The organism is Reyranella sp. GW821-FHT12G01 (assembly GCF_058806575.1).
In genome coordinates this window covers 297,210-321,339 of record NZ_JBXAPV010000002.1, presented here as the reverse complement: position 1 = coordinate 321,339, position 24,130 = coordinate 297,210, and the positions used below count along the sequence as shown (strand labels likewise).

Below are 24,130 nucleotides of genomic sequence, written 5' to 3'. Positions count from 1 at the left end.
CCTCGGGCCGCTCTTCGTAGCGATGGCATTGACCCTCGGCGCCTGCGATCCGCAGCCGCCGAATTCGACGATGACCATCCAGCAGCCGTCGCTCGGCACGCAGAACCTGCGTCTTGGCGAATATCGCGTCGCGCCGGGAGACCGGCTGCGCGTGGTCGTGCTGTCCGACACCGAGCTGTCCGGCGAATACGAGGTCGACTCGACGGGCATGATCTCGCCGCGCATGGCCGGCCGGGTCATCGTGCTGGGCATGTCGATGCCGGAGATCGAGGCGATGCTGGCCGACCGCTATCGCTCGGGCGGCTACCTGCGCAATCCCAGGATCAGCGTCGATCTGATTTCGCGCCGTCCGTTCTACATCGTCGGCGAAATCGGCCGCCCGGGTTCGTTCCCCTATGTGTCGGGGATCAACGTCCTGCAGGCCGTCGCGATCGCCGGCGGCTACACGCGTCGCGCGTCCAAGACGCGCATCACCATTCAGCGCTTCAATGCGCAGCAGGGTCAGGAAGAGACGGTAACGGAAGATACCCCGGTGGGGCCGGGCGACATCATCCGCGTGCCGGAGCGTTGGTTCTAAGCTCGCTGTAAGGCGGGCGGCTTAAGTAAAGCGTAGGCGTTAAGCGTTTCTTGGGGATGGGCGATGTGGGATCGCCCGTCGGGTTGACGGCGCAAAGCGACAGGTCCCGGAACGGGCTGGCGCGGCGCGTCGTTCGATCGGGTGTCATCGCGAGTTGTCTTTTTCGCGGAGTGTTGTGGGATGGGATCGTTGCCAAGGGCTGACCACATGGTCGATGAGCCCAACCAAAATCGCATGGTGCCGGCGTCCGATGCGGGCGTTCTGGCTCCGGTTCGTCCGGTCGAATCGCCGAACGAGCTGTGGGAGTGGCTGCGCCTGCTCAATCGCCGCAAGGCGTTGATCATCGGCTGCGGTCTGATCGCGACGGCGCTGATGGCGCTGATGATCGCCCAGGCCACGCCGCTCTACAAAGCCTCGTCGCGCATCATGCTCGACACGCGAACCTTCAAGGTCGTCAGCACCGAGGCGGCCCTGTCGGGCGTCGACACGCTCAACATGGGCGCCATCCAGAGCGAACTCGAAGTCATCCAGTCCGAGTTCCTGATCGGCCGCGTTGTCGACAAGCTCGGTCTCGCGAACAATCCTGAGTTCAACGGCACCAAGCCGCCGGGCTTCATCGACAACGCCCTGCAGCCGCTTCGCGACCTGTGGAGCACCGGCATCTCGACGCTTCTGGCGCCGCCGCCCAAGCCGCAGCAGGCGACTGCAGCGGCCGCGCCGGCCCGCACCGGTCGTCCGGCCGAGGACAGCGATCCGCGTCGCCGCGCCGCCATCGGCGCCGTCGCCGGCCGTCTCAGCGTCACGCTGTTGGGCCGTACCTTCGTCATCCTGGTCACCGTGGAAAGCCCCGACGGCACCATGTCGGCGCGCATCGCCAATGCGATTGCCGAGGCCTACCTGGCCGACCAGATCGACACCAAGAACGAGGCCAACCGCCGCGCCACCGAATGGCTGGAGCAGCGCCTGGCCGAACTGCGCCGCAACCTGCAGGTCGCGGAAGAGGCGGTCGCCGCCTATCGCCGCGACAAGGGCCTGGCCGGCAGCCCCGAGGGCGCCGTGTCGACCCAGACCCTGTCCGATCTCAACGGTCGCTACACGGCCGCCAAGGGCCGCCGCATCGAGCGCGAGGGCCGTCTGATCGCGCTCAGCAAGGCGAGCCTCAACCCGGGCGAACTCGCCAACATCCCGGAAGTGTCGGGCAACACCACCCTGGCCGCGTTGCGCATCCAGGACGTCGAGCTGACCCGCAAGAGCGCCGAGCTCGCGTCGCAGCTCGGTGAGAACCACCCGAAGATCCAGCAGGTCCGCAACGAGCTGGCCTCGATCCGGGCGCGCTTCATCACCGAGACGCAGCGCATCACGCTCGCGGTCCGCGCCGAACTCGACGCGGCCAAGTCCGAAGAGGACGAGCTGAAGGAGCTGGTCGACAAGGCCGCGGTCGTTTCCGGCACCGCCAGCCAGTATGAGGCCGAGCTGAAGCAGCTGGAGCGCGAGGCGCAGTCCAACCGCACGCTCTACGAAGGCTTCCTGACCCGCTTCAAGGAACTGCGCGAACAGCAGGACATCCAGCGCGCGGATGCCCGCATCCTGGCCTATGCCCATCCGTCGGGCGCGCCGTCCTCGCCGAACTACAAGACCGGCCTGATGGCGGCGTTCATCATCGGCTCGCTGCTCGGCATGGCCGGCGCGGTGGCCGCCGAGAAGCTCGATCGCGTGTTCCGCTCGGCCGCCCAGGTCGAGGAGGCCACCGGCGTGGGCGTGCTCGGCATGGTGCCCGAGGTGAAGGGCCCGGCGACCACGCGTTCCAACGTCGTGACGCACGTGCTCGAGAACACGACGTCGCCGGCGGCGGAGTCGATACGAGCGGTGTTCACCGCGATCAGTCTCGGCAGCCTCGACCGGCCGCCGCGCATCATCGCGATCACCTCGTCGACGCCCAGCGAAGGCAAAACCACGTTCGTCGCGGCCCTCGGCGGCCTGCTGACGAAGATGAACGCGTCGCGTCGCGTGCTGATCGTCGACCTCGACCTGCGCCAGGCCCGCTTGTCGGCGGCGCTCGGCCTCAAGGATCGTGGCGGCACGATCGACGAGTACCTGATGGGCATCAAGACGCTGGAAGAGTGCACCCGGCGTCACGACCTCTCGGGCGTCGATTACATCTGCGCTCGCCCGAACACGCCGAACGCGCCGGAAATCCTCGAGTCGCACGCCATGAAGGCGGCCCTCGGCGTCTTCGCCGAGCGCTACGACCTCGTGATCCTCGACGGCCCGCCGGTGATGGCGGTGTCCGACGCGCGCATCATCTCGCGCCTTGCCGACTACACGGTGTTCATCGTGCAGTGGGCCAAGACCCCGCGTGAAGTCGTCAAGACGGCGATCTCGGCGCTGATGAACGTCACCAGCCATGTGGGCGTCGTCATCAACCGCGTGAACCTGGCCAAGCATGCGCGATACGGCTACGGCGATCACGGCGACTACTACTCGCGCTACCGCGGCTACTACGGCTCGGGTGCCGACATGGCGGCAAATGCCGCCAACCGTCCGCCGCTCAAGCTCGCCAAGAAGTAGCGTTCCATCGTCGCGCGGCGGTCCTGAACCGCTCGCGCGACGCTCACGCAATCGTAAGCGGCCCAGAGGCCGCTTACATGCGACCGTCGCGTCCCACGTCAGGAGACGCCCCATGAAAAACTTCCGCCTCGTTACGAGCTGCGCCGCCTTTATGGTCGCCGCAGCTGTCGCTGCTTCTGCTTTTGCGCAGACCCCGCCCACACGTTTGCGCGGTACGCTCTCCGCGATCGACGGCAAGACGGCCACCATCGCCACGCGCGAGGGCACCTCGGTCGACGTGAAGCTTGCCGACAACTGGGGCGTGGCCCTGGTTGGTCCGCTTACTTTGTCGGACATCAAGGAGAACAGCTTTGTCGGCGTCGCTTCGATGAAGGGACCCGACGGCAGCCTGAATGCGCTCGAGGTCCTGGTGTTTCCCGAGGCCGCCCGCGGCAGCAACGAGGGCCACTATCCCTGGGATCTGCAGCCCGAGAGCATGATGACCAACGCCACGGTGGCGACGGTCGCGCCCGGCGGGGACGGCCAGACGTTGACCTTGAAGTACAAGGACGGCACCCAGACCATCAAGGTGAAGCCCGGCACGCCGGTCGTGACCTTCCTGCCCGGCGACAAGTCGGACGCCAAGCCCGGCGCCAAGATTTTCGCCGGAGCGGCGAAAGCGGCGGACGGCACGTTCACCGTCACCCGCCTGCTGGTCGGCAAGGACGGCCTGACGCCGCCGATGTGAGGAGAAAGTGCGGGCTCTGGCGTCCTAGAGGCGCCAGAGCGTCACGCCCTCGGGCGTGGCCTTGCGGTCGAGCAGGCCGGTGACGTCGGCCACGAAGCCACCCGGCGTCGGCTTCAGCAAAGGCTTCACCAGCGACCACCCGCCTTCGCGATAGGGGCTGTGGGCCACGGCGAGCACCACGGCATCGGCAGGCTTCAGCCTGTCGAGCGGCGTCAGGGCGAGATCGTATTCCTCGCGCAGCAGGTCGCCGTCGGCCATCGGGTCGTGAAGCTGCACCGTGATTCCGAAATCCTCGAGCTCGCGGACGATGTCGACGACGCGTGTGTTGCGGATGTCGGGCACGTTCTCCTTGAACGTGACGCCCAGCACCGTGACGGTCGGACGGCCGTTGCCGGCATGGCGCATGACGCTGCGCACCACGCGGTTGGCGACGTGCACACCCATGCTGTCGTTGACCCGCCGGCCCGAGTGGATGACGTGCGGGTGGTAGCCGACTTCCTCGGCCTTGTGGGCGATGTAGAAGGGGTCGACGCCGATGCAGTGGCCGCCGACCAGGCCGGGCTTGAACGGCAGGAAGTTCCACTTGGTGCCGGCCGCGTCGAGCACGTCGCGCGTGTCGATGCCCAGCCGGTCGGAGATCAGCGCGACCTCGTTGATCAGCGCGATGTTGATGTCGCGCTGGGTGTTCTCCAGCACCTTGGCAAACTCGGCGACCTTGATCGATCCGGCGCGGTGCGTGCCTGCCGTCACCACGGCCTTGTAGGTGGCGTCGACGATGTCGAGCGTCTCGGGCGTGTCAGCGGAGACGATCTTCAGGATGTTGTCGAAGCGGCGTTCCTTGTCGCCGGGATTGATGCGCTCGGGCGAGTAGCCGACGTTGAAGTCGGTCTTCCACTTGAGCCCCGACGCCTTCTCCAAAACGGGGATGCAGATATCCTCGGTGACGCCGGGATAGACGGTCGATTCATAGACCACGATGTCGCCGCGCTTCAGCGTCCGGCCGATCGTCTCCGAGGCGCCCTTGAGGGGGGCGAGATCGGGTTGCTTGCTGGCGTCGATCGGCGTCGGCACCGTCACGATATGGAAGTCGGCCGCCGCGAGATCCTTCGGATCCGACGAATAGCGCAGGCCCGGCGCCTTGAGCAGCTCAGGCTCGACCTCGCCGGTCCGGTCGTGGCCGCGGCAGAGTTCGGCGATGCGACGCGAATCGACGTCGAAGCCCAGCACCTGGTAGCCGATCCGGCCGAAGCCGACGGCGACGGGCAGGCCGACATAGCCGAGCCCGATGACGGAGATATGCCGTTTCATTCCCTCGATTTCTGACAGGTCATGTGGCCGCTGGCATCCACTTTTCAGCGGTCCTTGCCGGCCGGCGGCTCGTCGCGGGCAAGCTGGCCGAGTTGGGCGGCCATGCCGATGGCGTAGAGGCCGAGATTGACGGCGATCCAGACGACGCCGAGCGCGTCGCCGTAGCCCAGGCTGAAGCCGGCGATGTCGAACGGCACCGGCGGCTTCAGATAGAGCGCAACGTTCAGCGCGAGGAAGAGGCAGCGGACCTCGGTCAGGCCGAAGCCGGCGCTGGCGAGATGGAAGGTGCGGGCGACCTCGGCGCGCAGCAGGGACTGGGCGGTCATCATCAGATAGGTGGCGAGGCCGATGGCGGCGATCTCCATGCTGACGAACCCGGACAGGCCGAGGCCGATCGCGAACAGGAACTGGCTCAGCACGTCGATCGACTGGTCGAGGAAGAAACCGTAGCGGGGCCGCTCGATGCCGCGCCGGCGGGCGATGGCGCCGTCAAGCGAATCGCCGAACCAGTTCACGAGCAGGGCGGCATTCACCACCCAGAGCCAAGCGGGATTCCTGGCCGCCAGCGCATAGGCAGCGCAGGCCACGATGGCGGCCACGAATCCGAGCGCGGTCAGGAGATCGGGCGACATCCAGCGTGGCAGTCGGGGTGCAATCCATGCGATAAGCCATTGCTCCGGCACCGACAGCCAGCCTTGGTTGGAACGTGTGAGGGGAATGTCGCGGTCCGTCGGCATGGTCTGCAGAGACTAACCTATCTCATGCCGCCTCGTATGTAGCAGGACCGTTCTTGCCCTCGTTGATACCGCACAGAACCTGGGCTCGCCGTCTGGTCTACGAACTGGTCTATGCCTGGCCGGGCAGCCGGCGCGCCACGACGTTCAATGTCGGGGTGGCTCCCGTCGATGCCGACATCCTCGCCGATCCTGCCCTGGCCCGGGATGCGAGCCAGATCCAGCTCTATGCCGAGCTGTTCGCCCTTGCCGGGCTCGATGGCGATGCCTGGCGAAAGGCCGACGTGATCGAGGTGGCGGCCGGATGCGGTGGCGGGCTGCTCTACCTGTCGAAGCGCCACAAGCCGCGCAAGGCGATCGGCATCGATATGTCCGCCGTTGCGGCCCGCCGGGGACGTCGCCTCGGCGTCGATGTCCGGCAGGGCGAGGCGACCCGGCTGCCGTTCGGGGACGGGCAGTTCGACTGCCTGGTCTGTGTCGAGGGGTTGAACTATTTCCCTGAACAGGAGTTCGTCCGCGAGGCGTTGCGTGTGCTGAAGCCATCGGGTCGGCTGCTGCTGGCGGAATCCTCGCCGACCTTTGCCGACGCCGAAGCGCGCTTCAAGCGCCTCGCCCGGTGGGGGAGATTGATCGTCGATACCCAGAAGGATTTCTCCGACGGTGCCCGGCGGTCCATCCGCGAGCGCAGCCCGCGCATGGCGAGGATCATCGCCTGGGTGCCGGCTTTCCTGCGCGACCGCGTGCGCGAGATGCTGGTCGCCGAAGGCAGCGAGCGTTATCGCCGATGGCAGGAGGGTGGCTACTGTTTCGCGATGGCCGTGCTGAGCCGGCCGGCGGCCGGGCGCTGACCTACCGCCCGACGTGAAAGCGCGTGCCCCGCATGTTCCAGCGGCGGATCGACTCCGGCACGAGCAGGCTGAGGCGCGACAGCCAGAAAGGCACCAGGGGAAAGCCGATCATTCCCTTGTTGCGTTGCAGTCCGACCAGGATCCGCTTCGCCGCATCGTCGGCTGAGATCTCGCCGGGACGCGGCCCAAGGTGCTTGTCGGCCATCGCGGTGGCGACGAAGCCGGGGCAGGCGACGAGCACACGCACTCCCTCCGCCGCGACGGCGTCGCGGAGCGCCAGTCCGTAGGACAGGAGTCCCGCCTTGGAAGCGGAGTAGGCGGGGGCATCGGGCAACGGCACGAGTGAGGCAAGCGAGGCGACCAGCACGATATGGCCGCGCTTCGCGCGGCGCATCGCGGGCAGCACGAGATGGACGAGATCGACCGCGGCGAGGAGATTGGTCTCGAGCACCCGTCGCGCGACCTTGCCGTCCTCGACGGTCTGGTCGGCCGGGCGTCCGTCGAGGATGCCGGCATTGGCGATCAGCAGGTCGATGGGCGCGTCACGCCCGACCTCCTCGAGGAAGGCCGAGAGGCGGTCGGTCTCCAATACGTCGAGGCTGGCGATCCGGCAGGTCGCGCCCTTTGCCCGGCAAGCGGCGGCGACGCTTTCGAGGCGTTCGGCGTTGCGGCCCAGCAAGGCCAGTGTGCGATCCGGCGCCGCGAGAGCATGCGCGAGTGCCGCGCCGATCCCGCTGGAGGCGCCGGTGATGACGATCGTTCTGAAGTCCATCCCGGTTCAGCGACCGGCGATGGTGCTGACAAAGGAAGCGGCGCTGCGGATTTTCGGCAGCTCTTCGGCCACGGCGTCGATCACCGCGTCGATCTGTTCCTGCGTGTGCTCGGACGTGATGAAGAACCGCAGCCGCGCCTGGTTCTCCGCGACACCCGGGAAGACCGCGGGGACGACGTTGAAGCCGCGCTGCAGCAGGCGCTCCGACAGCATCACCGTCTGGGGTGAATTGCCGACGATGACCGGCACGACCGAGGCGCCGATGCTGAGCCCCGTGTCGAGGCCGCGCGCCTTCGCCTTCTCGAGGAGAGATCGCCCGTTGCGGCGCAGGGCGGCGGCGCGCCAGGGTTCGCGGGCCATGACCTCGATCGCGGCGGTGGCGGCGGCGGCCACCGGCGGCGACAGGCCGACGCTGAAGACGAAGCCCGGCGACGTGTACTTCAGCAGCTCGATCAGCGCGCGGCTGCCGGCGATGTAGCCGCCGGCGCCCGCCAGCGTCTTGCTGAGCGTGCCCATCCAGATTTCGACTTCGGCCGGATCGACGCCCTGTTCCTCGGCGATGCCGCGGCCGGTGGCACCGAGCGCGCCGGTCGCATGCGCCTCGTCGACCATCAGCCAGGCATTGTAGCGGCGCTTCAGCTTGATCAGGCCGGCCAGGTCGGGGACGTCGCCGTCCATGCCGTAGAGGCCCTCGACGACGATCAGGGCCCGGCGATAGCGCGCGCGATTGAGGCGCAGCGCGCGCTCGAACGCGTCGAGATCGCCGTGCGGGCAGAGGATGCGCTTGGCGCCGGAGAGCTTGGCGCCCTCCATGATGCTGTTGTGGATGACCGCATCGGCCACGATCAGGTCTTCGGGACCGAGCAGCTCACCGATCACCGAAACGTTGGTGCCGTGGCCGCTCACGAAGGCCAGCGCGTCTTCCGTGCCGCTGAGGCGCGACAGTCCCGCCTCGAGGTCGCGATGCACCTGGCGCTCGCCGGCCGACAGCCGGCTGGCCGACACGGAGGTGCCGAATTGGTCGATCGCAGCCTTTGCCGCAGCGGCGACGTCGGGATGTCCGTTCAGGCCGAGATAGTCGTAGGAAGAGAAGTTGACGATCTCCCGGCCGTCGATCGACGTCGTGCTGGAAGCGCGGCCGTCGTGCAGGCGGTAGAACGGGTTGCCGATGCTGGTGAGGTCGCCGACCGCCTTCCAGATCTTCAGGATCTCGTATTCGGGCAGCGTCGTGAAATCGAAGTCCTTCCGGCCGACCGTCGTCGGGGCAGGCCGGCTGTGGGGCGCCGAGGAATGGCCAAGCGCCTGCCGTACGCGATCGACCGTTTCCTGCGCGGCGTTCGATCGCGGTTGGCTCATAGCGGTCCGTCGATCTGCTTGACCCGCTGCATCACGGCACTGACGGCCGCGCGCTGTTCGGAGGCGTCGGCGGCCTGCGCCTGCTCGGCAAAATGGCTCGACGACAGGGCCGACAGCGTGCCCGGCACCTCGTCGCGCTTGGCTTCACCCGTGACGAGCGGGGTGACGCGGCGCGCGACGTCGGCCGGCGTGATGCCACTGGCCAGCGACATCATCGGCAGCTCGATCTGCAGCGACGCTTCCACGGTCGTGCGCAGTTCGAGCATCATCAGCGAGTCCATGCCGATGTCGGCCAGCGGCCGGTGGCGATCGACTTCCTTCGGCGGCAGGCGCAGGACGCGGGCGATCTCCTCGACCACGATGTCGAGAAGGGCCGCGGTCGCCTCTTCCGCCGGCATGGCGCGCAGCCGTTCGAGCGTGACCGCCGCCTGGCCGCCCTGCCGCGAGACGCTGCCGGTGTCGATCGCGTTGAAGGTCGGGGAACGCACGGCGGCAAGCTCGCGCTTGGCCATCGTCCAGTCGACGCGGGCGATCGCGCAGGCGTCGGCAATCTGCCGGCCTTCGGCGTCGAAGGCCCAGTCGAGGCCGTTGAGCGCCATGCGCGCGGGCATCAGCGTCGAGGCGAAGCGCCGCTTCAGGCTCGCATTCGCTTCGATGTGCCGGGCGAGATAGCCCGCATCCTCGATGGCGCCCCAGGCGACCGCGAGGGCCGGCAATCCCCTGGCGCGGAGGCGACGGGCGATGCCTTCGACATAGGCGTTTCCGGCGACGTAGTTGAACTGGCCGGGATTGCCGAACAGCGTCGTGGCCGACGAGAAGAGCAGCAGGTAGTCGAGCGAGAGCCGTCCGGCGACCCGTTCGAGATGCAGGGCGCCGCTGGCCTTGGGACGCAGGACCGTCTCGATCGACTCGCGGTCGATGCCCTGGATCAGGCGGTCGTCGAGCACCATGGCGGCGTGGACGATGCCCTTGATGGGACGCTGGCGGCCGAGCTGATCGACGAAGCGGTCGAGCGCGGCGGCATCGGTCACGTCGACGGCCGCGACCTCGACGGTCACGCCCTTCTCGCGCAGGGCCTCGACCTGGGCGGCGACGACATCCGACAAGTGACCCGACCGGCTGATCAATGCCAGGTGACGGGCGTTGCGATCGGCCAGCCATTCGGCCGTCGCGAGGCCGAAGCCGCTGGTGCCGCCAATCACGACGTGCCAGCCCTCGCCATCGACGGGGAAGGTGTTCACCGGCGTCTCGGTGACGCTGGCCTGCCGGGCCGGCGTCACGACGATCTTTCCGATATGCCCGGCGCGCTGCATCAAGCGGAACGCCTCGGCGATATGGGCGCCGTCGAAGGCGCGGTGCGGGAGCGGCGAGAGCTCGCCCTCGGCGAACAGGCCGATGACGTCGGCGAACAGCCGCTGCGACAGTTCCTTGTGCGCGCCGATGAGCTGGTCGACGTCGACGCCGAAATAGCTCAGGTTGCGGCGCAACGGCCGCAGGCCGAGATGGGTGTTGGCGTAGAAGTCGCGCTTGCCAAGTTCGATGAAGCGACCGAATGGCTTCAGGCAGTCCATCGAACGGATCATCGCCTCGCCGGCCAGCGAATTCAGGACGACGTCGACGCCCTTGCCGCCGGTGAAGCCCATCACCTCTTCGGCAAAAGCGAGCGTGCGCGAGTTGCTGACGAAGTCGGCGCCGAGGTTGCGCAGCAGCGCGCGCTTCTCGCCGCTGCCCGCCGTCGCGATGATGGTGGCGCCGCGAAGCTTGGCGATCTGCATCGCGGCCAAGCCGACCGCGCCGGCGCCGCCATGGATCAGGACGATCTCGCCGGGTTCCAGCCGGGCGAGATGGACGAGCGAATAGTAGGCCGTGAGGAACGCGACGGGCAGGGTGGTCGCATCCTCGAACGACAACTGGCTCGGCAGCTTGCTGACGGCGAAGGTGCGCGCGATGACGTGGGTGGCGAAAGCGCCCGGCACGAAGGCGAGCACCCGATCGCCGATCGCGAGATCATCGACGTCGGGACCGACGCTGACCACCGTGCCCGCACACTCCATGCCGAGGCCGGGACCGGAGTAACCGTCTTCCAGCGCCTCTTCGGGCAGCAGTCGAAGGTTCCACATCACGTCACGGAAATTGAGGCCCGTGGTCGCGACTTCGATCTCGACTTCACCAGCCTGCGGCGTGCGGCGCGGTTCGGGAATCCACCCGAGCATGCCGCGACCCGCGCCTTGCCGTGTCGCAAGGCGCAGCGCTGTGTCGCTCGCCGGACGTTCCGGCGGGCGCGGAGCCGTCGCGCCGCGTTCGACGCGGAAGACGATCCGGTTCTCGCCGGCGAAGAAGACCTCGCGCTCCTCGCCGGGAGCGAGCATCTCGACGGCGGCCCGTTCGAGCACGAGGGCGCGCGGCTGGCCGGAGAGGCCGACGCACCTGATGTGCAGGCCCGGATACTCGTTGCGCGCGACGCGCGTCGCGGCGATCAGCGCGCACCAGAGCGGCTGTTCGAGGGGAGCGGGACCCTGGGCATCGCCGAAGTCGACGACGATCCAGAACCGGGCGGGCGTGTCGGCGAGGCGCCGGCACTGCTCGGCGATCTCGTCGAGCTGGTCCGTGAGGAAGGCCGTCGGGTCGGCCGCACCGTCGACGGCCGAGATCGCCAGGACGAAATCGGTGGGGGCGGGCTGATCGGATCGCGCGGGATCGCCGTGTCCAACGACCGTACGAAGATCGGCGGCAGCGGCACCTTGCCAGGAGAAGATGGACGGCTCTGCCGCCGCCGTGGCGCGGTCCGCACCGCGGCCTGCGCGGCCACGCACGATCACGCCAATGCGTGCTTCGTCCAGCACGGGCGACAACGAGATCCCGCGAACGCCCACGGTTTCCAGTTCGTCGATCCATTCCTGGTCGGTCAGCAGGGCGCCGACCGGGAACTCCGCGTTGGCGGAGCGGGCCCACCAGCGTTGCCGGCTTCCGCGCACGATGTCCCAGAATGCGCTCGGCGCCAGTTCGCCCGCGACGATCGGTGCGTCGGGGCGCAGCAGTCGGGTGAGGGCGGCCAGCCCATCGTCGCTGCCGGCGGCGATCTCGCTCAACGCGTCGATGGCGAAGGCCATGTCCAGTGAGGCGGCGGGCAGTGTTTCGAGCTGGGCCCAGGTGAGGCAGCGGACCAGCGGCGCCTGATCGCCGATGGTGGCGCGCGCCTGTTCGAGGCGATCCTCGTCGAGATCGGTCAGGATGATCTCGAGATTGGCGAAGCGCGCGCTGAGATCGACAGCCGTGGCGGAATGATCGGCGCCCACCATCAGCAACCGCAGCAACCGGCTGCTGTCGTGGCGCGAGAGGGAAGCCGTCACATCGCTCACCACGGCATCGCGCAGCCAGCTGATCTGGTTGGAGGCGAGGCCGAGATTGCGCCAGTGCGGAGAGCCGAGTTCGCTGACGGCCGTCGGATCGCCGTTGCTCAAGCGACCGATGATGTTCTCGAGGCGCGAGACGCTGGCTGCTTCGGCGGCCATCGTCGGATGTCGGACCAGCAGCGTGCTGGCGATGGAGCTGATCTCGGGAAGGTCGCAGGTGGGTGCAAGGACGCGAACGCCGTCGCGGTCGACCGCGAGATTCTTGGCCTCGAGGTGCCACAGCAGCGCCGAGCGGAGATAGTTCGCCCAGGTGGCCTCGTCTTCGGAAGCAGCCTCGTCCTGCGACTCGGCCGCGACGTTGCTATTCTGCAGTGCCGACCAGGTCGCGCGCAGGGTTCCGGCTTCGAGCAGAAGCAGGGCTTCGGCGAGTGCCGCCGCGCTGCCGGCCGGCCGATTCACCTCGACGGTGACCGGCGCAACGGTCGACGGCATGCCGGCGCGTTCGAGCTGCCAGGGTGCCGTGCGATAGCTGAGCGACTTCGGATCCACGGCCAGCTCGGCCGGCGCTTCGATCAGCCGGACGTTCTGGGCGGTGACGACGATCTTGCCGTGCTCGTCCCAGAGGTCGATGTCGACGACCATCGAGCTCAGCGACTGGCGCAATGTCCTGGCGGTGATGCGCGTGGCGATCGCGCCGGATTCGAACACGCGCACCGTGCCGAAGCGGACCGGCAGCATGCGCTTCATCGGCATGTCGGCGACGCCGGCCTCCTCGGAGGCGAACAGCGCGTGGAAGGCCGAATCCAGAGCCGTGATGTCGATGACCTGTGTGCCGCTCGCCAGCGCGTCGGGCCGGTCGAGGTTTGCAACCGCGAACTTCGGCTCGGGAAACACGACCTGCCGGACACGCTGGAAGGTCGGGCCATAGTCGAAGCCGAGATTGTTCGCCCAGGCATAGACGCTGCTCTTCGGCACGATGACCGCGTGGGCCGGCGCCTCGGGCAGGACCGCGGCTTTGCCGGCGATCGGCGAGCGACCGATGATGCCGCGCGCATTGAGCGTCCAGCCCGCGCCGCCGCCGCGCTGCCGCGACAGCAATTCGACGATGCCGGTTTCGTGGGCCAGCCGGATGGATGTCTCGAACGACGTCTTGCCGTCGAAAACGAGGGGCCGGAGGATGTCGAGGTCACGGAGCTCCAGCGCGCCTTCGGGATGGATCTCCCGCGCGGCCGCCAGCATGGTCTCTACATAGCCGGTCGCTGGAAGGACCGAGACGTCGCCGACCTTGTGGTCGTCGATCCAGGGGAAGAGAGCCGGATCGACCGTGGAAAGCCATTCGGCGCTGTCGAGACGGTGACGCGTTCCCAGGAGCAAATGGGGGTGCGGGCGCGGCAGCAGCGTGGTGGCCGCCTCGTCGGTCGTGGCGAACTTGAAATGCGTGTGCTGCCAGGGATAGAGCGGCAGTGCGACGGCGGTGGCGGGCGCCGGACCGAAGAACCGCTGCATCTCGACCCTGCCGCCCGCGAGGGCGATCTTCGAGGCGGCGCGTTCGATCGGGTCGACGGCCGACTGGCCATCGCCTTCGCTCATCGTCTCGACGACGACGCCACGGGTGCCGGCTTCGCGCAGCACGTCGCGGACATAACTGGCCAGGATCGGGCGCGGGCCGACCTCGACGAACACGCGCATGCCGTCGTTCAGCAGGCCGTTCAGGGCCGGCTCGAACTGGACGGGTTCGCGGACGTTGCGCCACCAATGCTCGGCGCCGAGCATGTCGGCCGTCGCCGCGGCGCCGGTCACCGACGAAATGAACTGCTTGTGGACCGGCAGCGGCCGCAGTCCCTGCAGCTCACGGAGCAGGGGCGCGCGCACCGGATCGATCAGGGCGCTGTGGAACGGATAGTCGAGGTCGAGCCGTCGCGCGCTGATGCGCATGTCGGCCGCCGCCTGCAAAACCCGGTCGATGTCGGCGATCGTTCCCGACACGGTGACGCTGCGCCAGCTGTTGATCGCGGCGATCTCGACGCCGGGCGCGCCGGCGGTCTTGAGGAAACGGCGAGCCTCGCGGTCGCTCAACATCAGCGCGGCCATGCCGCCGCTGCCGCGCACTTCTTCCTGATGGCGGCTGCGGGCGATCACGACGTCGATCGCCTGGTCGAGGCTCAGCGCGCCGGCGCACCAGGCGGCAGCGATCTCGCCGACACTGTGTCCCAGCGTGGCGCTGGCCACGATGCCGCGTTCCTCGAGGGCGCGGACGGCGGCCACCTGGAGGGCGAGCAACAGCGGTTGTGAGTAGGTCGCGCGGCGCAGCCGCGGCGCCAGGTCGTCGGCAAACAGCGTGTCGACGATCGACCACTTCTGGACCTTGGCGAAACGCGCGTCGATGTCCTTCAGCGCGTTCTGGAAGACCGGATTGGTCTCCCAGGCATCGCGGCCCATGCCGGCCCACTGCGAGCCGTTTCCGGAGAACAGGAAGGTGAGCGGCTGGTCGGTGCCCAGCGCCTGGCCGGTGAGGACGGAAGAGGAAGACTCACCCTTCGCGTAAGAGGCGAGGTGGTGGCGGATCTCGTCCGTCGTGTTGCCGCGCGCGATGAGGCGGTGCGGCAGCGCATCGCGCAGATAGGCGCTCGCAGAAATGAAGGCGGTGGCTTCGCGCTGCGCGGCCGGCCACTTCTCGACATAGTCGGACGCCAGGGCCGTCAGGGCCTCGGCATTGTGCGCCGTCAGCAACAGCGGCGGCGGCATGGTCGCGTTGTTGACCTGCACCAGATGCGCGACGGTACGGTCGCTGCGCAGGATGACATGCGAGTTGGTGCCGCCAAATCCGAAGGAGTTGACGCCGACCAGTTCCGGTCCGCGCTGGTCGGGCAGGCGGCGGTTCTGGCTGATGACCTCGAGGTTGAGATCGTCGAACGGAATGTCCGGATTGGGGGCGCGTTGATGCAGCGTCGCCGGAACCAGGCCGCGGTCGAGCGCAATGACGGATTTCAGCAGGCCCGCCAGGCCCGATACCGGCTCGAGATGGCCGACATTGGATTTGACCGAACCGATGGGAAGCGGCTGGCTGCGCTTCTGGGCGAGGCCCTTGCCGAGCGCATCGGCCTCGATCGGGTCGCCGACCCGGGTGCCGGTGCCATGCGCCTCGACGAAACTCAGGTCGGCGGGATCGACACCGAAATCGCCATAGACCTGTTCGAGCAGACGGCGCTGCGAATCCGCCGACGGCAGCGACAGGCCGGTGGTGCGGCCGTCCTGGTTCACGCCCGAGCCGACGATCACCGCATGGATGCGGCTGCGCGCCTTCAGCGCGGAGGACATCGAGCGGAGCACGACGACGATCGCGCCTTCGGCGCGGACATAGCCGTCGGCCGACGCATCGAACGGACGGCAAAGTCCGGTCGGCGACAGCATCGAAGCGCGCGAGAAGCCGATGTAGGAGAAGGGCGACAGCAGCAGGTTGACGCCGCCCACGATGGCAGTGTCGATCGACCCGTTGCGGATCGCTTCGGCCGCGAGATCCAGTGCGACCAGTGACGAGGAGCAGGCGGTATCCACCGCCAGGCTCGGCCCGCGCAGGTCGAACGTGTAGGAAATGCGATTGGCCATGATGCTGAGCGAGTTGCCCGTCATCATGTGCATGCCGGCGGCCGAAGGATCGGCGAAGAAGTGCGCGGCGTGGTCTACCGACGATGCGCCGACATAGACGCCGATCGGATTGCCGGCCAGTGTGGAGGGGCGGATGCCGGCGTGCGCGAGGGCGTCGTGCGCCACTTCGAGGAGATGACGGTGCTGCGGATCGACCTGTTCGGCCTCGCGCGGGCTCATGCCGAAGGCGGTGGCGTCGAAGCCCCACACATCGTCGATGACGCCGGCGGCGAACGAATAGCTGCGGCCGATCTGATCGGCGGAGGGATGATAGTATGTCTGGGCCGGAAAACGGTCGGGTGTGATCTGGGTCACACTGCAGCGGTTGTTGCGCAGCAGTTTCCAAAAGGCGTCACTGTTCCGGGCGCCAGGAAGGCGGCAGGCATAACCGACAATGGCTACTTCGTCCCGACGCGTCATTGAAAGGACCTCCCGCCGACGCTCAAGCGCGTCGTCTTCGACCCTACGCACAACATGTCAAAAAACCCCGCTCCCCCGATGTCGATGCCCTAGCGATTTTTATGCCCAGCATCAAACCAACAGCCCGTGAATAACCAGAGATTGTGTTGTTCTTGCGTCAACCGCCCAAGCTTGGGGCAGCTTTCCTTTCAGAGGTTCGTACTCGTTCTTTATAATAGAAGATCGTCTGCCGCGACACGATAGGTCTCGGTACATGGGGGAGAGCTGGGCAAAGGTGAAAAACGCGTCAACTTCGGAAGCTGCTTCGGCGGGCGATCGTGGTTGAACGCCGCGTTTTCCTGAGGGAAAGGGCTTCGCCCGGGCCGCCCGCCGATTATTTGCAGTTCGAACTCGTCTTTGTGAATGAGTTGCGAACCGGCCGCTGGTTGCGCCTGTGCTATCGGACGACGCTCCACGGCTCGGCGGGCCGGCCCGTCATCCGTTTTGAAGCGGACGAAGAAGAGATCCAGACGACGATGCCGGCCGGGTTGTTCGGCACCGGGGAATGGGTGGGACTGGTGCCGCCGGAGACCCGCCGCATCCTGATTTCATTGCCAGCCGGATGTCCCGCCACGGGATTCAGCCTGACCTCCTGTGAGCTGCTGTCATTTCCCGACGTGCTGCTGCTGGCGAGCCGGCGAAGCGTCGGAAAGGCGCTGTTTGCCGCGAGCCTGATGCTGGTCGGACGGAAAACCGATGCGAACGGGCTGCTGAAGGACTTTCTCGGCGCCACGCCGGTCTCGCGCTATCACGAATGGCGTGTGCGGGGGGAGCGGCCGTCCGACCCGTCTGGCCTGGAAGCGCCGCAGGCGGCGTGGAGCGAGGGACCGCACATCCGCGTGGTCGTCCAGGCCGATGGAAAAGATCCCGCGGATCTCAGGGCAACCCTGGAATCGCTCAGGCGACAATCCTATCCGAAATGGTCGCTCGCTCTCGTCGGCAAGGAGATGAAAGGCCAGACGCACCCGCGACAGATTCTCTCCGTCGACGGGTCCGAGACTGCGGCTTGCCTGTGGAACGATCTCGAAGCGTCGGACATCGTGCTGCCGATCTTCGCCGGCGACGTGATGCCCGATCATGCGATGGCGGCGCTGGTCGAGGTCGTGTCGAGCCGTCCCGATGTGTCGCTGTTCTACGGCGATGAAGATTCGATCAGCGGCGGACGATATGTCGAGCCGGAGCTGAAGCCCGACTGGAGCCCGATCTTCCACAGGGCGCGCCCCTATATCGGCCGCGCCGTCTATTTTCGCCGCCGGGCCCTGGAAGGCCATGCCGATCTCTCTTCGGCCGAGATTTTGCGACCCTCGACGTGGAACGCCGTTTTTGCCGCGGAAGCAGGGCCTGTCGGTCACATCCGGCGCGTTCTGCTGACGAAAATCTGGGAAGCCCCGGCGCCGGCTGCTCGCGAATCGACAGCGCCGCCTGTGCCGACGGCGGGAGAGGCCATCGAGGCCACGCTCATCGTGCTGACGCGCGACCGCGCCGATCTTCTGGCCGCGTGTCTCGCCGGCCTCGAGAAGACCGAGCCGCGCACGTTCGATCTGCTGATCGTCGACAATGGCAGCGAACAGCCCGCGGCGCGGGAACTGCTCGATCGCGTGAAAGGCCAGCCCCGCGTTCAGGTGCTGGAGGCCGCGGGGCCCTTCAACTTTGCCGCCTTGTGCAATCGCGCGGCGGCGCTCGCCAGGGGCCGTGTCCTGGTGTTTCTCAACAACGACACCGAAGCGATACAACCGGATTGGCTCGCCGGTCTGATCGGCTGGGCAACGCAACCGGATGTCGGCGCCGTGGGCGCGAAACTCCTCTTTTCCTCGGGGCGTCTTCAGCATGCCGGGCTCGTGCTCGGCCTGGGCGGCCATGCGGCCCATATCGATGTCGGCGCCTGGCCCACCGACGAGGGCTATCTGGGGCGGCTGGTCGTTCCGCACGAAGTCTCTGCGGTAACCGGCGCCTGCTTGGCGGTCGAGCGGAGCAAGTTCGAGGCGGTCGGTGGCTTCGATTCCGTGAAGTATCCGATCGAACTGGGCGACGTGGACCTTTGCCTGCGGCTGTCGCGGCGTGGTTGGAAGACGGTGCTCGCGCCCGAGGTTGTGTTGATGCATCGCGAATCCGCGACGCGCGGCAAGGTGGATTTCGCCCGGCGCTATACGTGGGAGAGGCGGCATTTCCTGTCGGATTGGAAGAACGCCGTGGCCGACGATCCGTGCTTCCATCCCGCGCTGTCGCTGACGGCGCTCCACACCAGCCTCGACAGTTAGGCAGTGCACATCCCGACACCTTCGCGGTACGCGCCGCCCTTGCGGCAGGCCGGCTGGATGCGCCGCAAGATCCACGAAGGGCTGGAGGTGGTCTTTGCGCGGCTCGTCGTTCTGTTCGTCGAAGGCATGGTGCTTGGCCGCCTGTTCGGCCTGCTGTGGCCCGCGACGCTCCATGTCATGGCGCCGCGCCTGGCCGTGCTCGAGCGCGGCTTCGATCGCGATTTCTACCTCCGTCAGTTCAGCGACGAACGCCAGCGCCGGCGCGTCGCCCGGGCGCCGCTGCTGCACTACGCGCTTCTGGGCTGGCGGACGCGGCGTTCGCCGGCGCCTTCTTTCGACCCGGCATTCTACCGGCGGTCGAATCTGCGGATGCCGCCTGGAATGGACCCGCTCTTTCATCACTTGGAAAGGCCGCGCCTGGAGCGGTCACCGCGCAACGAAGTGGAGGCGCGGGCCGATCGCGCGGCATGGCGGGAAGGCGCGGAAGCCGTCCTCGTGTTCCATCACGGGCGGGGCGGCGGGAGCAGCCATTTCCTCGATCTCTACGAACGATCTCTGGAGGAGTCGGGGAAAAATGTTCTCCGGGCCAGGACGATTCTCAGCGCGCCGAAGCTGGCGGTGGTGGGCGACAGGACGTTCGACCTCGATACCGGGCTGGAGGGGCTGGTCCAGTTCGCCCGCCAGCGGGGCGTCACGCGCCTTCTGGTGAACCATCTCATCGATCGTCCGGTGCAGATGATGGCATGGATCCGCGCCCTCGGCGCACGGCTGGGCGTGCCCTACGATGTCGTCCTGCACGACTATTTCATGCTGTGTCCGCGGGTCGATCTGGTCACCGGGCAGGGCGTGTTCTGCGATGTGGCGCCGCCCGAAACCTGCGTCCAGTGCGTCACGGAATACGGCGCCGAGGCGAGTGAATTCGATCCGCTGTCGTGGCGCGCCGATCACCTTGATTTCCTGGCCAACGCGGATCGTGTCGTCGCGCCAAGCGACGATCTCGCGGCGCGGATGCAGCGCCATCTCACGAGACCGATCACCGTCTGGGAGCCCGGTCGTGATACGGATTTCCCGCCCGAGCGCGTGCCGAGCCTGCTGCCGACCGAATATCTGCGTGTCGTCATCCTGGGCTCGTTGAATGTCTCCAAGGGCCTGCGCGTCGTGCAGGCGTTGGCCGCCGCGACAGAAGAAGCGGGCGCGCCGCTGCTCCTGTCGGTCATCGGGCCTGTTTCTGAGGCGATGCCTCCCAGTGTGACGGTGAGCGGGGTCTATCGTTCGGAGGATCTCGGGCGAATGCTCGCGGAAGCTGCACCTCATGCGGTCTTCCTGCCGGCCATCTGGCCGGAGACATGGTCCTTCGTGCTGACATCGGCCCTGGAACAAGGGCTGCCGGTGATCGCGTTCGACATCGGCGCGCCGGCGGCACGGTTGCGGCGGCTCGGCCGTGGACATTTGTTGCCACGGGAATTGTCGGGCGACGCGGCCAAGCTGCTCGCGAGGCTTCTCGAACTTCGCCAGTCCTGGGTGGCGCGATGAGCGACGCGCGGTCGCCCAAAACAGCAAGCGACGTCCTCTTCGGCCTGGCCTGCAAGAGCGACGGCCTTGCATCGATTGCGGCACGTCTTCTGCCGGGATGGGTTGGCCGGATTTGCTGGCAACATGGCCTCGGACCGGGGGCGATCGACCTTGAGCACTACCAGCGCTCGGCGGGACGATCTTTTTCGTCGGCCGAAGCCGCGTCGTTCCATTATCTGGCGATCGGCTCTGCGCGCGGCTTCTCGCCACGGCCGGGCTTCTCGCCGACCGTCTATCGCCAGCGCAACCCCGATGTCGAACGGGCGGGTTATGAGCCGCTGGCCCATTGGCTGCGTTTCGGTCGCGAGGAGGGGCGGGGCGATGTCCCGCCTGCAGATCCTGCGCCGGTCGACATCCGTCATTTGCTGGCCCATCGCCGCCCCGACAGGGCGCGGGCGACGGTCGATATCGTCATGCCGGTCTATGGCAGCCGCTCGCTGGTGCTGCAGGCGATCGACAGCGTGCTGGGGGCGCCGACGAAGGCGGCCTATGAGTTCGTGGTCGTGGACGATGCCTCGCCCGATCCATTGCTGCGCGGCGAGCTTGAGGCGTTGGCGGAAGCGGGGCTGATCACCCTGCTGGCAAACGATCGGAATGTCGGCTTCGTCGGATCCGCCAATCGCGGCTTTGCCCTCCATCCGGACCGCGACATCGTCCTGCTCAATTCGGATACGATGGTCTTCGGCGACTGGCTCGATCGCCTGCTGGCGGCGCTGGGGACAGCGCGGGCCGCGACGGCAACGCCCTGGTCCAATGCCGCGACGATCCTCAGTTACCCCGCGACGCTTTGTGAAAACGGCCTGCCTGCGAATGGGGTTACCGCCGAATGGGACCGCCTGTGTGCAGGCCTCGATGCGTCGCCGATCGAGATCCCCACAGGTATCGGCTTCTGCATGGCGGTCAGTCGCGCCTGTCTCGAGCAGATCGGCGGCTTCGACGAGCACCGCTTCGGCCGTGGCTATGGCGAGGAGAACGATTTCTGCCTGAGGGCGACGGCGGCCGGCTGGCGGCACGTCGCGGCGACCAGCCTTTTCGTGTGGCACCGAGGCGGCGCTTCCTTCGCCGGCGAGCGCGAGGCGCTTGTCGCAGCGGCGCAGACGACCATCGAAGCGCTTCATCCGGGATATGCCGCGACAATAGGGCGCTTTATCCACAACGACCCGCTGTCGGCGCTCAGAACGGCGTTGGATGTTGCCAGGATTCGAACCGATCCGCGGCCCAAGCGCCTTTGCCTGGGGACGGCCGAGGCGCCGCTCGCAAGCGATGCGCTCGAGATCGTGCTGATGCCGGATCTTCCACCTTATGGCGGTCAGTATCGGTTGTTACCGAAGGGCCTCGGTGCCTTTCCCAACCTGCCTCGAATCCATTCCGCGATGGCCAGCGGCCGCTTGGCCAGGTTGTTGCGAGATCTCGCCATCGAGGAATGTCATTTGGGGAGCGAGGGGACGGTGAATGCGATGTTGATCGAGCAGGTGGAGAGGGCGCTCCAGATCAACGGCATCCAACTTCATCGAAGGCAAAGCTGACTGTTGCGAACGTGCCACAGTGCGCGACATTGCGGCTGCGATAACATAACTGTTTCATGAGTAGAGTACCCTGCCTGTGGTAAGGTGCTTGTAATAACCCTCTGTATTTTACCTTCACCCGTGGGGAGAATTATGAAGAAAGCTGGTTTGGCTCTGTTGGGCCTGAGCATGATGTTGCCGGGTGCGGCCAGTGCGCAGGCGATCAACGCGCAGGAAGGCTTTTACATCGGTGCCGGTGGCGGTGCCGCCTGGTTCATCGGTTCCAACCCGAACACTCAGACCTGGACCGGTTGGTCCGCGGGCGGCAAGGTCGGTTACGACTTCGTCGGTCCCCGCCTCGAGCTGGAAGCCGGCTACGGCCAGATCCCGACCTCGGCGAACATCCCGGGCACGGCGATCAACGGTAAGGTCGGCCAGCTCACGGTGATGGCGAACATCCTGTACGACTTCATGCCGACTTCGGTCATCACGCCGTACATCGGTGCCGGTGCCGGTATCGCCTTCGTCGACAGCAACTCGTCGCTGGGCAGCACGCAGTTCGCCTATCAGGGCATGCTGGGTGTCGCCTACAACGTCAGCGAACAGCTCCGGTTCATGGTCGAAGGCCGTTACCTCGGCACGACCAACCCGAACGTCAACACGCCGATCGGCAACGTGACCTTCCAGAACCAGAACATCCTGGCGCTGGTCGGTGTCACCTACAAGTTCAACGCCCCCCCGCCGCCGCCGCCGCCGGCCGCTCCGATGGTGGCTCCGCCGTCGTTCATGGTGTTCTTCGACTGGGACCGTTCGAACCTGTCGGCCCAGGCCCTGACGACGATCAAGCAGGCTGCCGGCGCCTACAAGGCGAAGGGTAACGCCCGCATCACGGCGACCGGTCACACCGACACGTCGGGCACCGAGGCCTACAACATGGCGCTGTCGCTGCGTCGTGCGAACGCCGTCAAGGACGCCCTGGTTCGCGAAGGCGTGCCGGCGACCGCGATCGCGGTGGTTGGTCGTGGCGAGCAGGGTCTGCTGGTGCAGACCGGCCCGAACGTCCGCGAGCCGCAGAACCGCCGCGTCGAGATCGTCATCCAGTAAGCTGCCTGCTCACTGGAATATCCGAGACATGAAGAAGGCGGCCCTCACGGGCCGCCTTTTTTATTGCTCCAGACGCCTCAGGGCTGCGTCGACCTCGATGAAATGCTGTGCCCAGGTCGGCTGAGACCACCCGTCGAGCCGCTGGAGCTGGGCATGCCGTTTCGGGGACTGCTTCTGTGCATAGTCCAGCACGGCGGACCGCCAGGCAGCTTTGTCCGTGGGATCGAGATAATCCGGAACACCACCGCCGACCTCGCGGAAGACCGGTATGTCGCTGCAGAGAACAGGCGCGCCCTGCGTGAGGGCTTCGGCCAGCGGCAGACCATATCCTTCGGCGAACGAGGGCAGGAGCAGGGCGCGGGCGCCCTTCAGAAGGCCGGCCACGGCCGCATCGGGCAGCCGGCCGCATTCTTCCACGGCGCCTTGCGGCGGCGCGCTGCGCTCCAGCAGCGCGAATACGTCCTTGTTCTTCCAGCCCCGCTCGCCGACCACGAGCAGGCGAGGGGTGGCAGCTCCCAGTTCGCGATGGAGGTCTTGCCACAGGTCGAGGATCAGCCGGTGATTCTTGCGGGGCTCGATCGTGCCCAGCATCACGAAATAGGGTTGGGGTGGAGGCGTTGGCGTCGGCTCGGTTTTCGCCGGACCGGCGACGCCGAGCGGTGCCACGGTCAGCGTGTCCGGCGGCAGGTTCGCGCCAAAGCGATCGCGGAAGGCATCGGCCGTCACCTGGGAGTTCACGACGATGGCGTCGGCCAGCCGCTCCGCGTTCTCCATGCGCCTTCGATCGCGGTCGGGAAGACTGTCGGAGAAATATTCCGGGAAGATCGTCGAGAGAATGTCGTGCACGAAGTAGAGCAGCCTGACGTCGCCGGCGCGCTTCACCGCCTCGATGAGCGAGGCGTGTTCGAGCTGAAGCTGGGACGGAATGACGTAAAGCGAGCGGCCGCGATATGAGGCCACGAGCTGCTTCAGGTCGCCCCAGGGCCTCAACACCAGGACGGTGTGAATCCAGAGAGCCCGCAGCACGACCCGAAGGTAGGCGCCGGTAGAGGCGACGTCGCCCTGCCAGTAACCGGCGATCTCCCGGGTGAAGGCGATGGCCGGACCGTTGTCCACGACTCTCAGGCGCCCCCATGCGTCGAGCACGGCAAATCGCAGCCTGTCCGGCCGGGTTGCGATGAAGTGCTGCGCATAGGCGAGCTCGACGCGCGGGATCCCCTTCGGCGTCCGCGACCAGGCGGCATAGACCAGCCTCGAAAGGTCGAGGACCAGTTGCGCGGGGGGCGAAGAGTGCGACGGGGCGGGGCTCATCGATGCGATCCAGGGCCCAGAGTTAATTGCATA

General features: G+C 67.1%; 14 protein-coding genes. 8 read left to right on the top strand and 6 right to left on the bottom strand.

The genetic code is table 11. The features are described 5' to 3' along the window. Positions 1-22: 22 nt before the first annotated feature. From AC1RP5_RS20945 to AC1RP5_RS20935, 3 genes are all read left to right on the top strand, one after another. A complete protein-coding gene (locus AC1RP5_RS20945) occupies positions 23-577 on the top strand; it encodes a polysaccharide biosynthesis/export family protein (RefSeq protein ID WP_493113904.1) in 555 nt (184 codons plus the stop codon). A 207-nt stretch (positions 578-784) separates the two neighbouring features. Further along, a complete protein-coding gene (locus tag AC1RP5_RS20940) occupies positions 785-3,145 on the top strand; it encodes a GumC family protein (protein ID WP_493113902.1) in 2,361 nt (786 codons plus the stop codon). Positions 3,146-3,257: 112 nt separating this feature from the next. Beyond that, entirely contained in the window at positions 3,258-3,872 is a 615-nt protein-coding gene (locus tag AC1RP5_RS20935; RefSeq protein WP_493113900.1) for a hypothetical protein, read from the top strand. 24 nt (positions 3,873-3,896) lie between these two features. On the opposite strand, the gene AC1RP5_RS20930 is transcribed toward AC1RP5_RS20935, so the two are convergent. Together AC1RP5_RS20930 and AC1RP5_RS20925 are read right to left on the bottom strand one after the other, a co-directional pair. Continuing rightward, complete coding sequence (locus AC1RP5_RS20930; protein WP_493113898.1) at positions 3,897-5,180, bottom strand: nucleotide sugar dehydrogenase; 1,284 nt, start codon at positions 5,178-5,180, stop codon at positions 3,897-3,899. 44 nt (positions 5,181-5,224) lie between these two features. Then, the gene (locus AC1RP5_RS20925) at positions 5,225-5,812 is read right to left on the bottom strand and encodes a CDP-alcohol phosphatidyltransferase family protein (RefSeq protein ID WP_493113896.1); all 588 of its coding nucleotides are present in this window, start codon (positions 5,810-5,812) and stop codon (positions 5,225-5,227) included. Positions 5,813-5,970: 158 nt separating this feature from the next. On the opposite strand from AC1RP5_RS20925, the gene AC1RP5_RS20920 reads away from it, so the two are divergent. Then, complete coding sequence (locus tag AC1RP5_RS20920) at positions 5,971-6,762, top strand: class I SAM-dependent methyltransferase (protein ID WP_493113894.1); 792 nt, start codon at positions 5,971-5,973, stop codon at positions 6,760-6,762. Position 6,763: 1 nt separating this feature from the next. Here the strand turns inward: AC1RP5_RS20920 and AC1RP5_RS20915 are convergent, their stop codons facing one another. Genes AC1RP5_RS20915 through AC1RP5_RS20905 form a run of 3 tightly spaced genes read right to left on the bottom strand, consistent with a single transcriptional unit; the run spans position 6,764 to position 16,308 of the window. Further along, positions 6,764-7,534, bottom strand: a complete 771-nt coding sequence (locus AC1RP5_RS20915; RefSeq protein ID WP_493113892.1) for an SDR family NAD(P)-dependent oxidoreductase — start codon at positions 7,532-7,534, stop codon at positions 6,764-6,766. A gap of 6 nt (positions 7,535-7,540) precedes the next feature. After that, positions 7,541-8,890, bottom strand: coding sequence for an aminotransferase class I/II-fold pyridoxal phosphate-dependent enzyme (locus tag AC1RP5_RS20910; RefSeq protein WP_493113891.1), 1,350 nt, complete (start codon positions 8,888-8,890; stop codon positions 7,541-7,543). Next, positions 8,887-16,308 (bottom strand): SDR family NAD(P)-dependent oxidoreductase, encoded by a 7,422-nt coding sequence (locus AC1RP5_RS20905; RefSeq protein WP_493113890.1) that lies wholly within the window; start codon positions 16,306-16,308, stop codon positions 8,887-8,889. The genes AC1RP5_RS20910 and AC1RP5_RS20905 overlap by 4 nt, the downstream gene beginning before the upstream one ends. Positions 16,309-16,625: 317 nt before the next feature. Here AC1RP5_RS20905 and AC1RP5_RS20900 point away from each other — a divergent pair, with 317 nt between their 5' ends. The 4 genes from AC1RP5_RS20900 (at position 16,626) to AC1RP5_RS20885 (ending at position 22,786) form a co-directional block, all read left to right on the top strand. Beyond that, positions 16,626-18,605, top strand: a complete 1,980-nt coding sequence (locus tag AC1RP5_RS20900; RefSeq protein ID WP_493113889.1) for a glycosyltransferase family 2 protein — start codon at positions 16,626-16,628, stop codon at positions 18,603-18,605. A 57-nt stretch (positions 18,606-18,662) separates the two neighbouring features. Continuing rightward, complete coding sequence (locus AC1RP5_RS20895) at positions 18,663-20,138, top strand: glycosyltransferase family protein (protein ID WP_493113887.1); 1,476 nt, start codon at positions 18,663-18,665, stop codon at positions 20,136-20,138. Next, complete coding sequence (locus AC1RP5_RS20890) at positions 20,135-21,703, top strand: glycosyltransferase family 2 protein (protein ID WP_493113885.1); 1,569 nt, start codon at positions 20,135-20,137, stop codon at positions 21,701-21,703. The genes AC1RP5_RS20895 and AC1RP5_RS20890 overlap by 4 nt, the downstream gene beginning before the upstream one ends. A 132-nt stretch (positions 21,704-21,835) precedes the next feature. Beyond that, complete coding sequence (locus AC1RP5_RS20885; protein ID WP_493113883.1) at positions 21,836-22,786, top strand: OmpA family protein; 951 nt, start codon at positions 21,836-21,838, stop codon at positions 22,784-22,786. A gap of 60 nt (positions 22,787-22,846) precedes the next feature. Here the strand turns inward: AC1RP5_RS20885 and AC1RP5_RS20880 are convergent, their stop codons facing one another. Then, positions 22,847-24,097: a glycosyltransferase family 4 protein gene (locus AC1RP5_RS20880; RefSeq protein ID WP_493113881.1), complete on the bottom strand. Its 1,251-nt coding sequence runs from the start codon at positions 24,095-24,097 to the stop codon at positions 22,847-22,849. Positions 24,098-24,130 lie beyond the last annotated feature (33 nt).

What these genes read in the sequence shown, in the direction of transcription:
- AC1RP5_RS20945 (WP_493113904.1), top strand. Translation starts at nt 23, where the DNA reads ATGGCATTGACCCTCGGCGCCTGCGATCCGCAGCCGCCGAATTCGACG.
- AC1RP5_RS20940 (WP_493113902.1), top strand. Translation starts at nt 785, where the DNA reads ATGGTCGATGAGCCCAACCAAAATCGCATGGTGCCGGCGTCCGATGCG.
- AC1RP5_RS20935 (WP_493113900.1), top strand. Translation starts at nt 3,258, where the DNA reads ATGAAAAACTTCCGCCTCGTTACGAGCTGCGCCGCCTTTATGGTCGCC.
- AC1RP5_RS20930 (WP_493113898.1), bottom strand. Translation starts at nt 5,180, where the DNA reads ATGAAACGGCATATCTCCGTCATCGGGCTCGGCTATGTCGGCCTGCCC.
- AC1RP5_RS20925 (WP_493113896.1), bottom strand. Translation starts at nt 5,812, where the DNA reads ATGTCGCCCGATCTCCTGACCGCGCTCGGATTCGTGGCCGCCATCGTG.
- AC1RP5_RS20915 (WP_493113892.1), bottom strand. Translation starts at nt 7,534, where the DNA reads ATGGACTTCAGAACGATCGTCATCACCGGCGCCTCCAGCGGGATCGGC.
- AC1RP5_RS20910 (WP_493113891.1), bottom strand. Translation starts at nt 8,890, where the DNA reads ATGAGCCAACCGCGATCGAACGCCGCGCAGGAAACGGTCGATCGCGTA.
- AC1RP5_RS20905 (WP_493113890.1), bottom strand. Translation starts at nt 16,308, where the DNA reads ATGACGCGTCGGGACGAAGTAGCCATTGTCGGTTATGCCTGCCGCCTT.
- AC1RP5_RS20895 (WP_493113887.1), top strand. Translation starts at nt 18,663, where the DNA reads ATGCGCCGCAAGATCCACGAAGGGCTGGAGGTGGTCTTTGCGCGGCTC.
- AC1RP5_RS20890 (WP_493113885.1), top strand. Translation starts at nt 20,135, where the DNA reads ATGAGCGACGCGCGGTCGCCCAAAACAGCAAGCGACGTCCTCTTCGGC.
- AC1RP5_RS20885 (WP_493113883.1), top strand. Translation starts at nt 21,836, where the DNA reads ATGAAGAAAGCTGGTTTGGCTCTGTTGGGCCTGAGCATGATGTTGCCG.
- AC1RP5_RS20880 (WP_493113881.1), bottom strand. Translation starts at nt 24,097, where the DNA reads ATGAGCCCCGCCCCGTCGCACTCTTCGCCCCCCGCGCAACTGGTCCTC.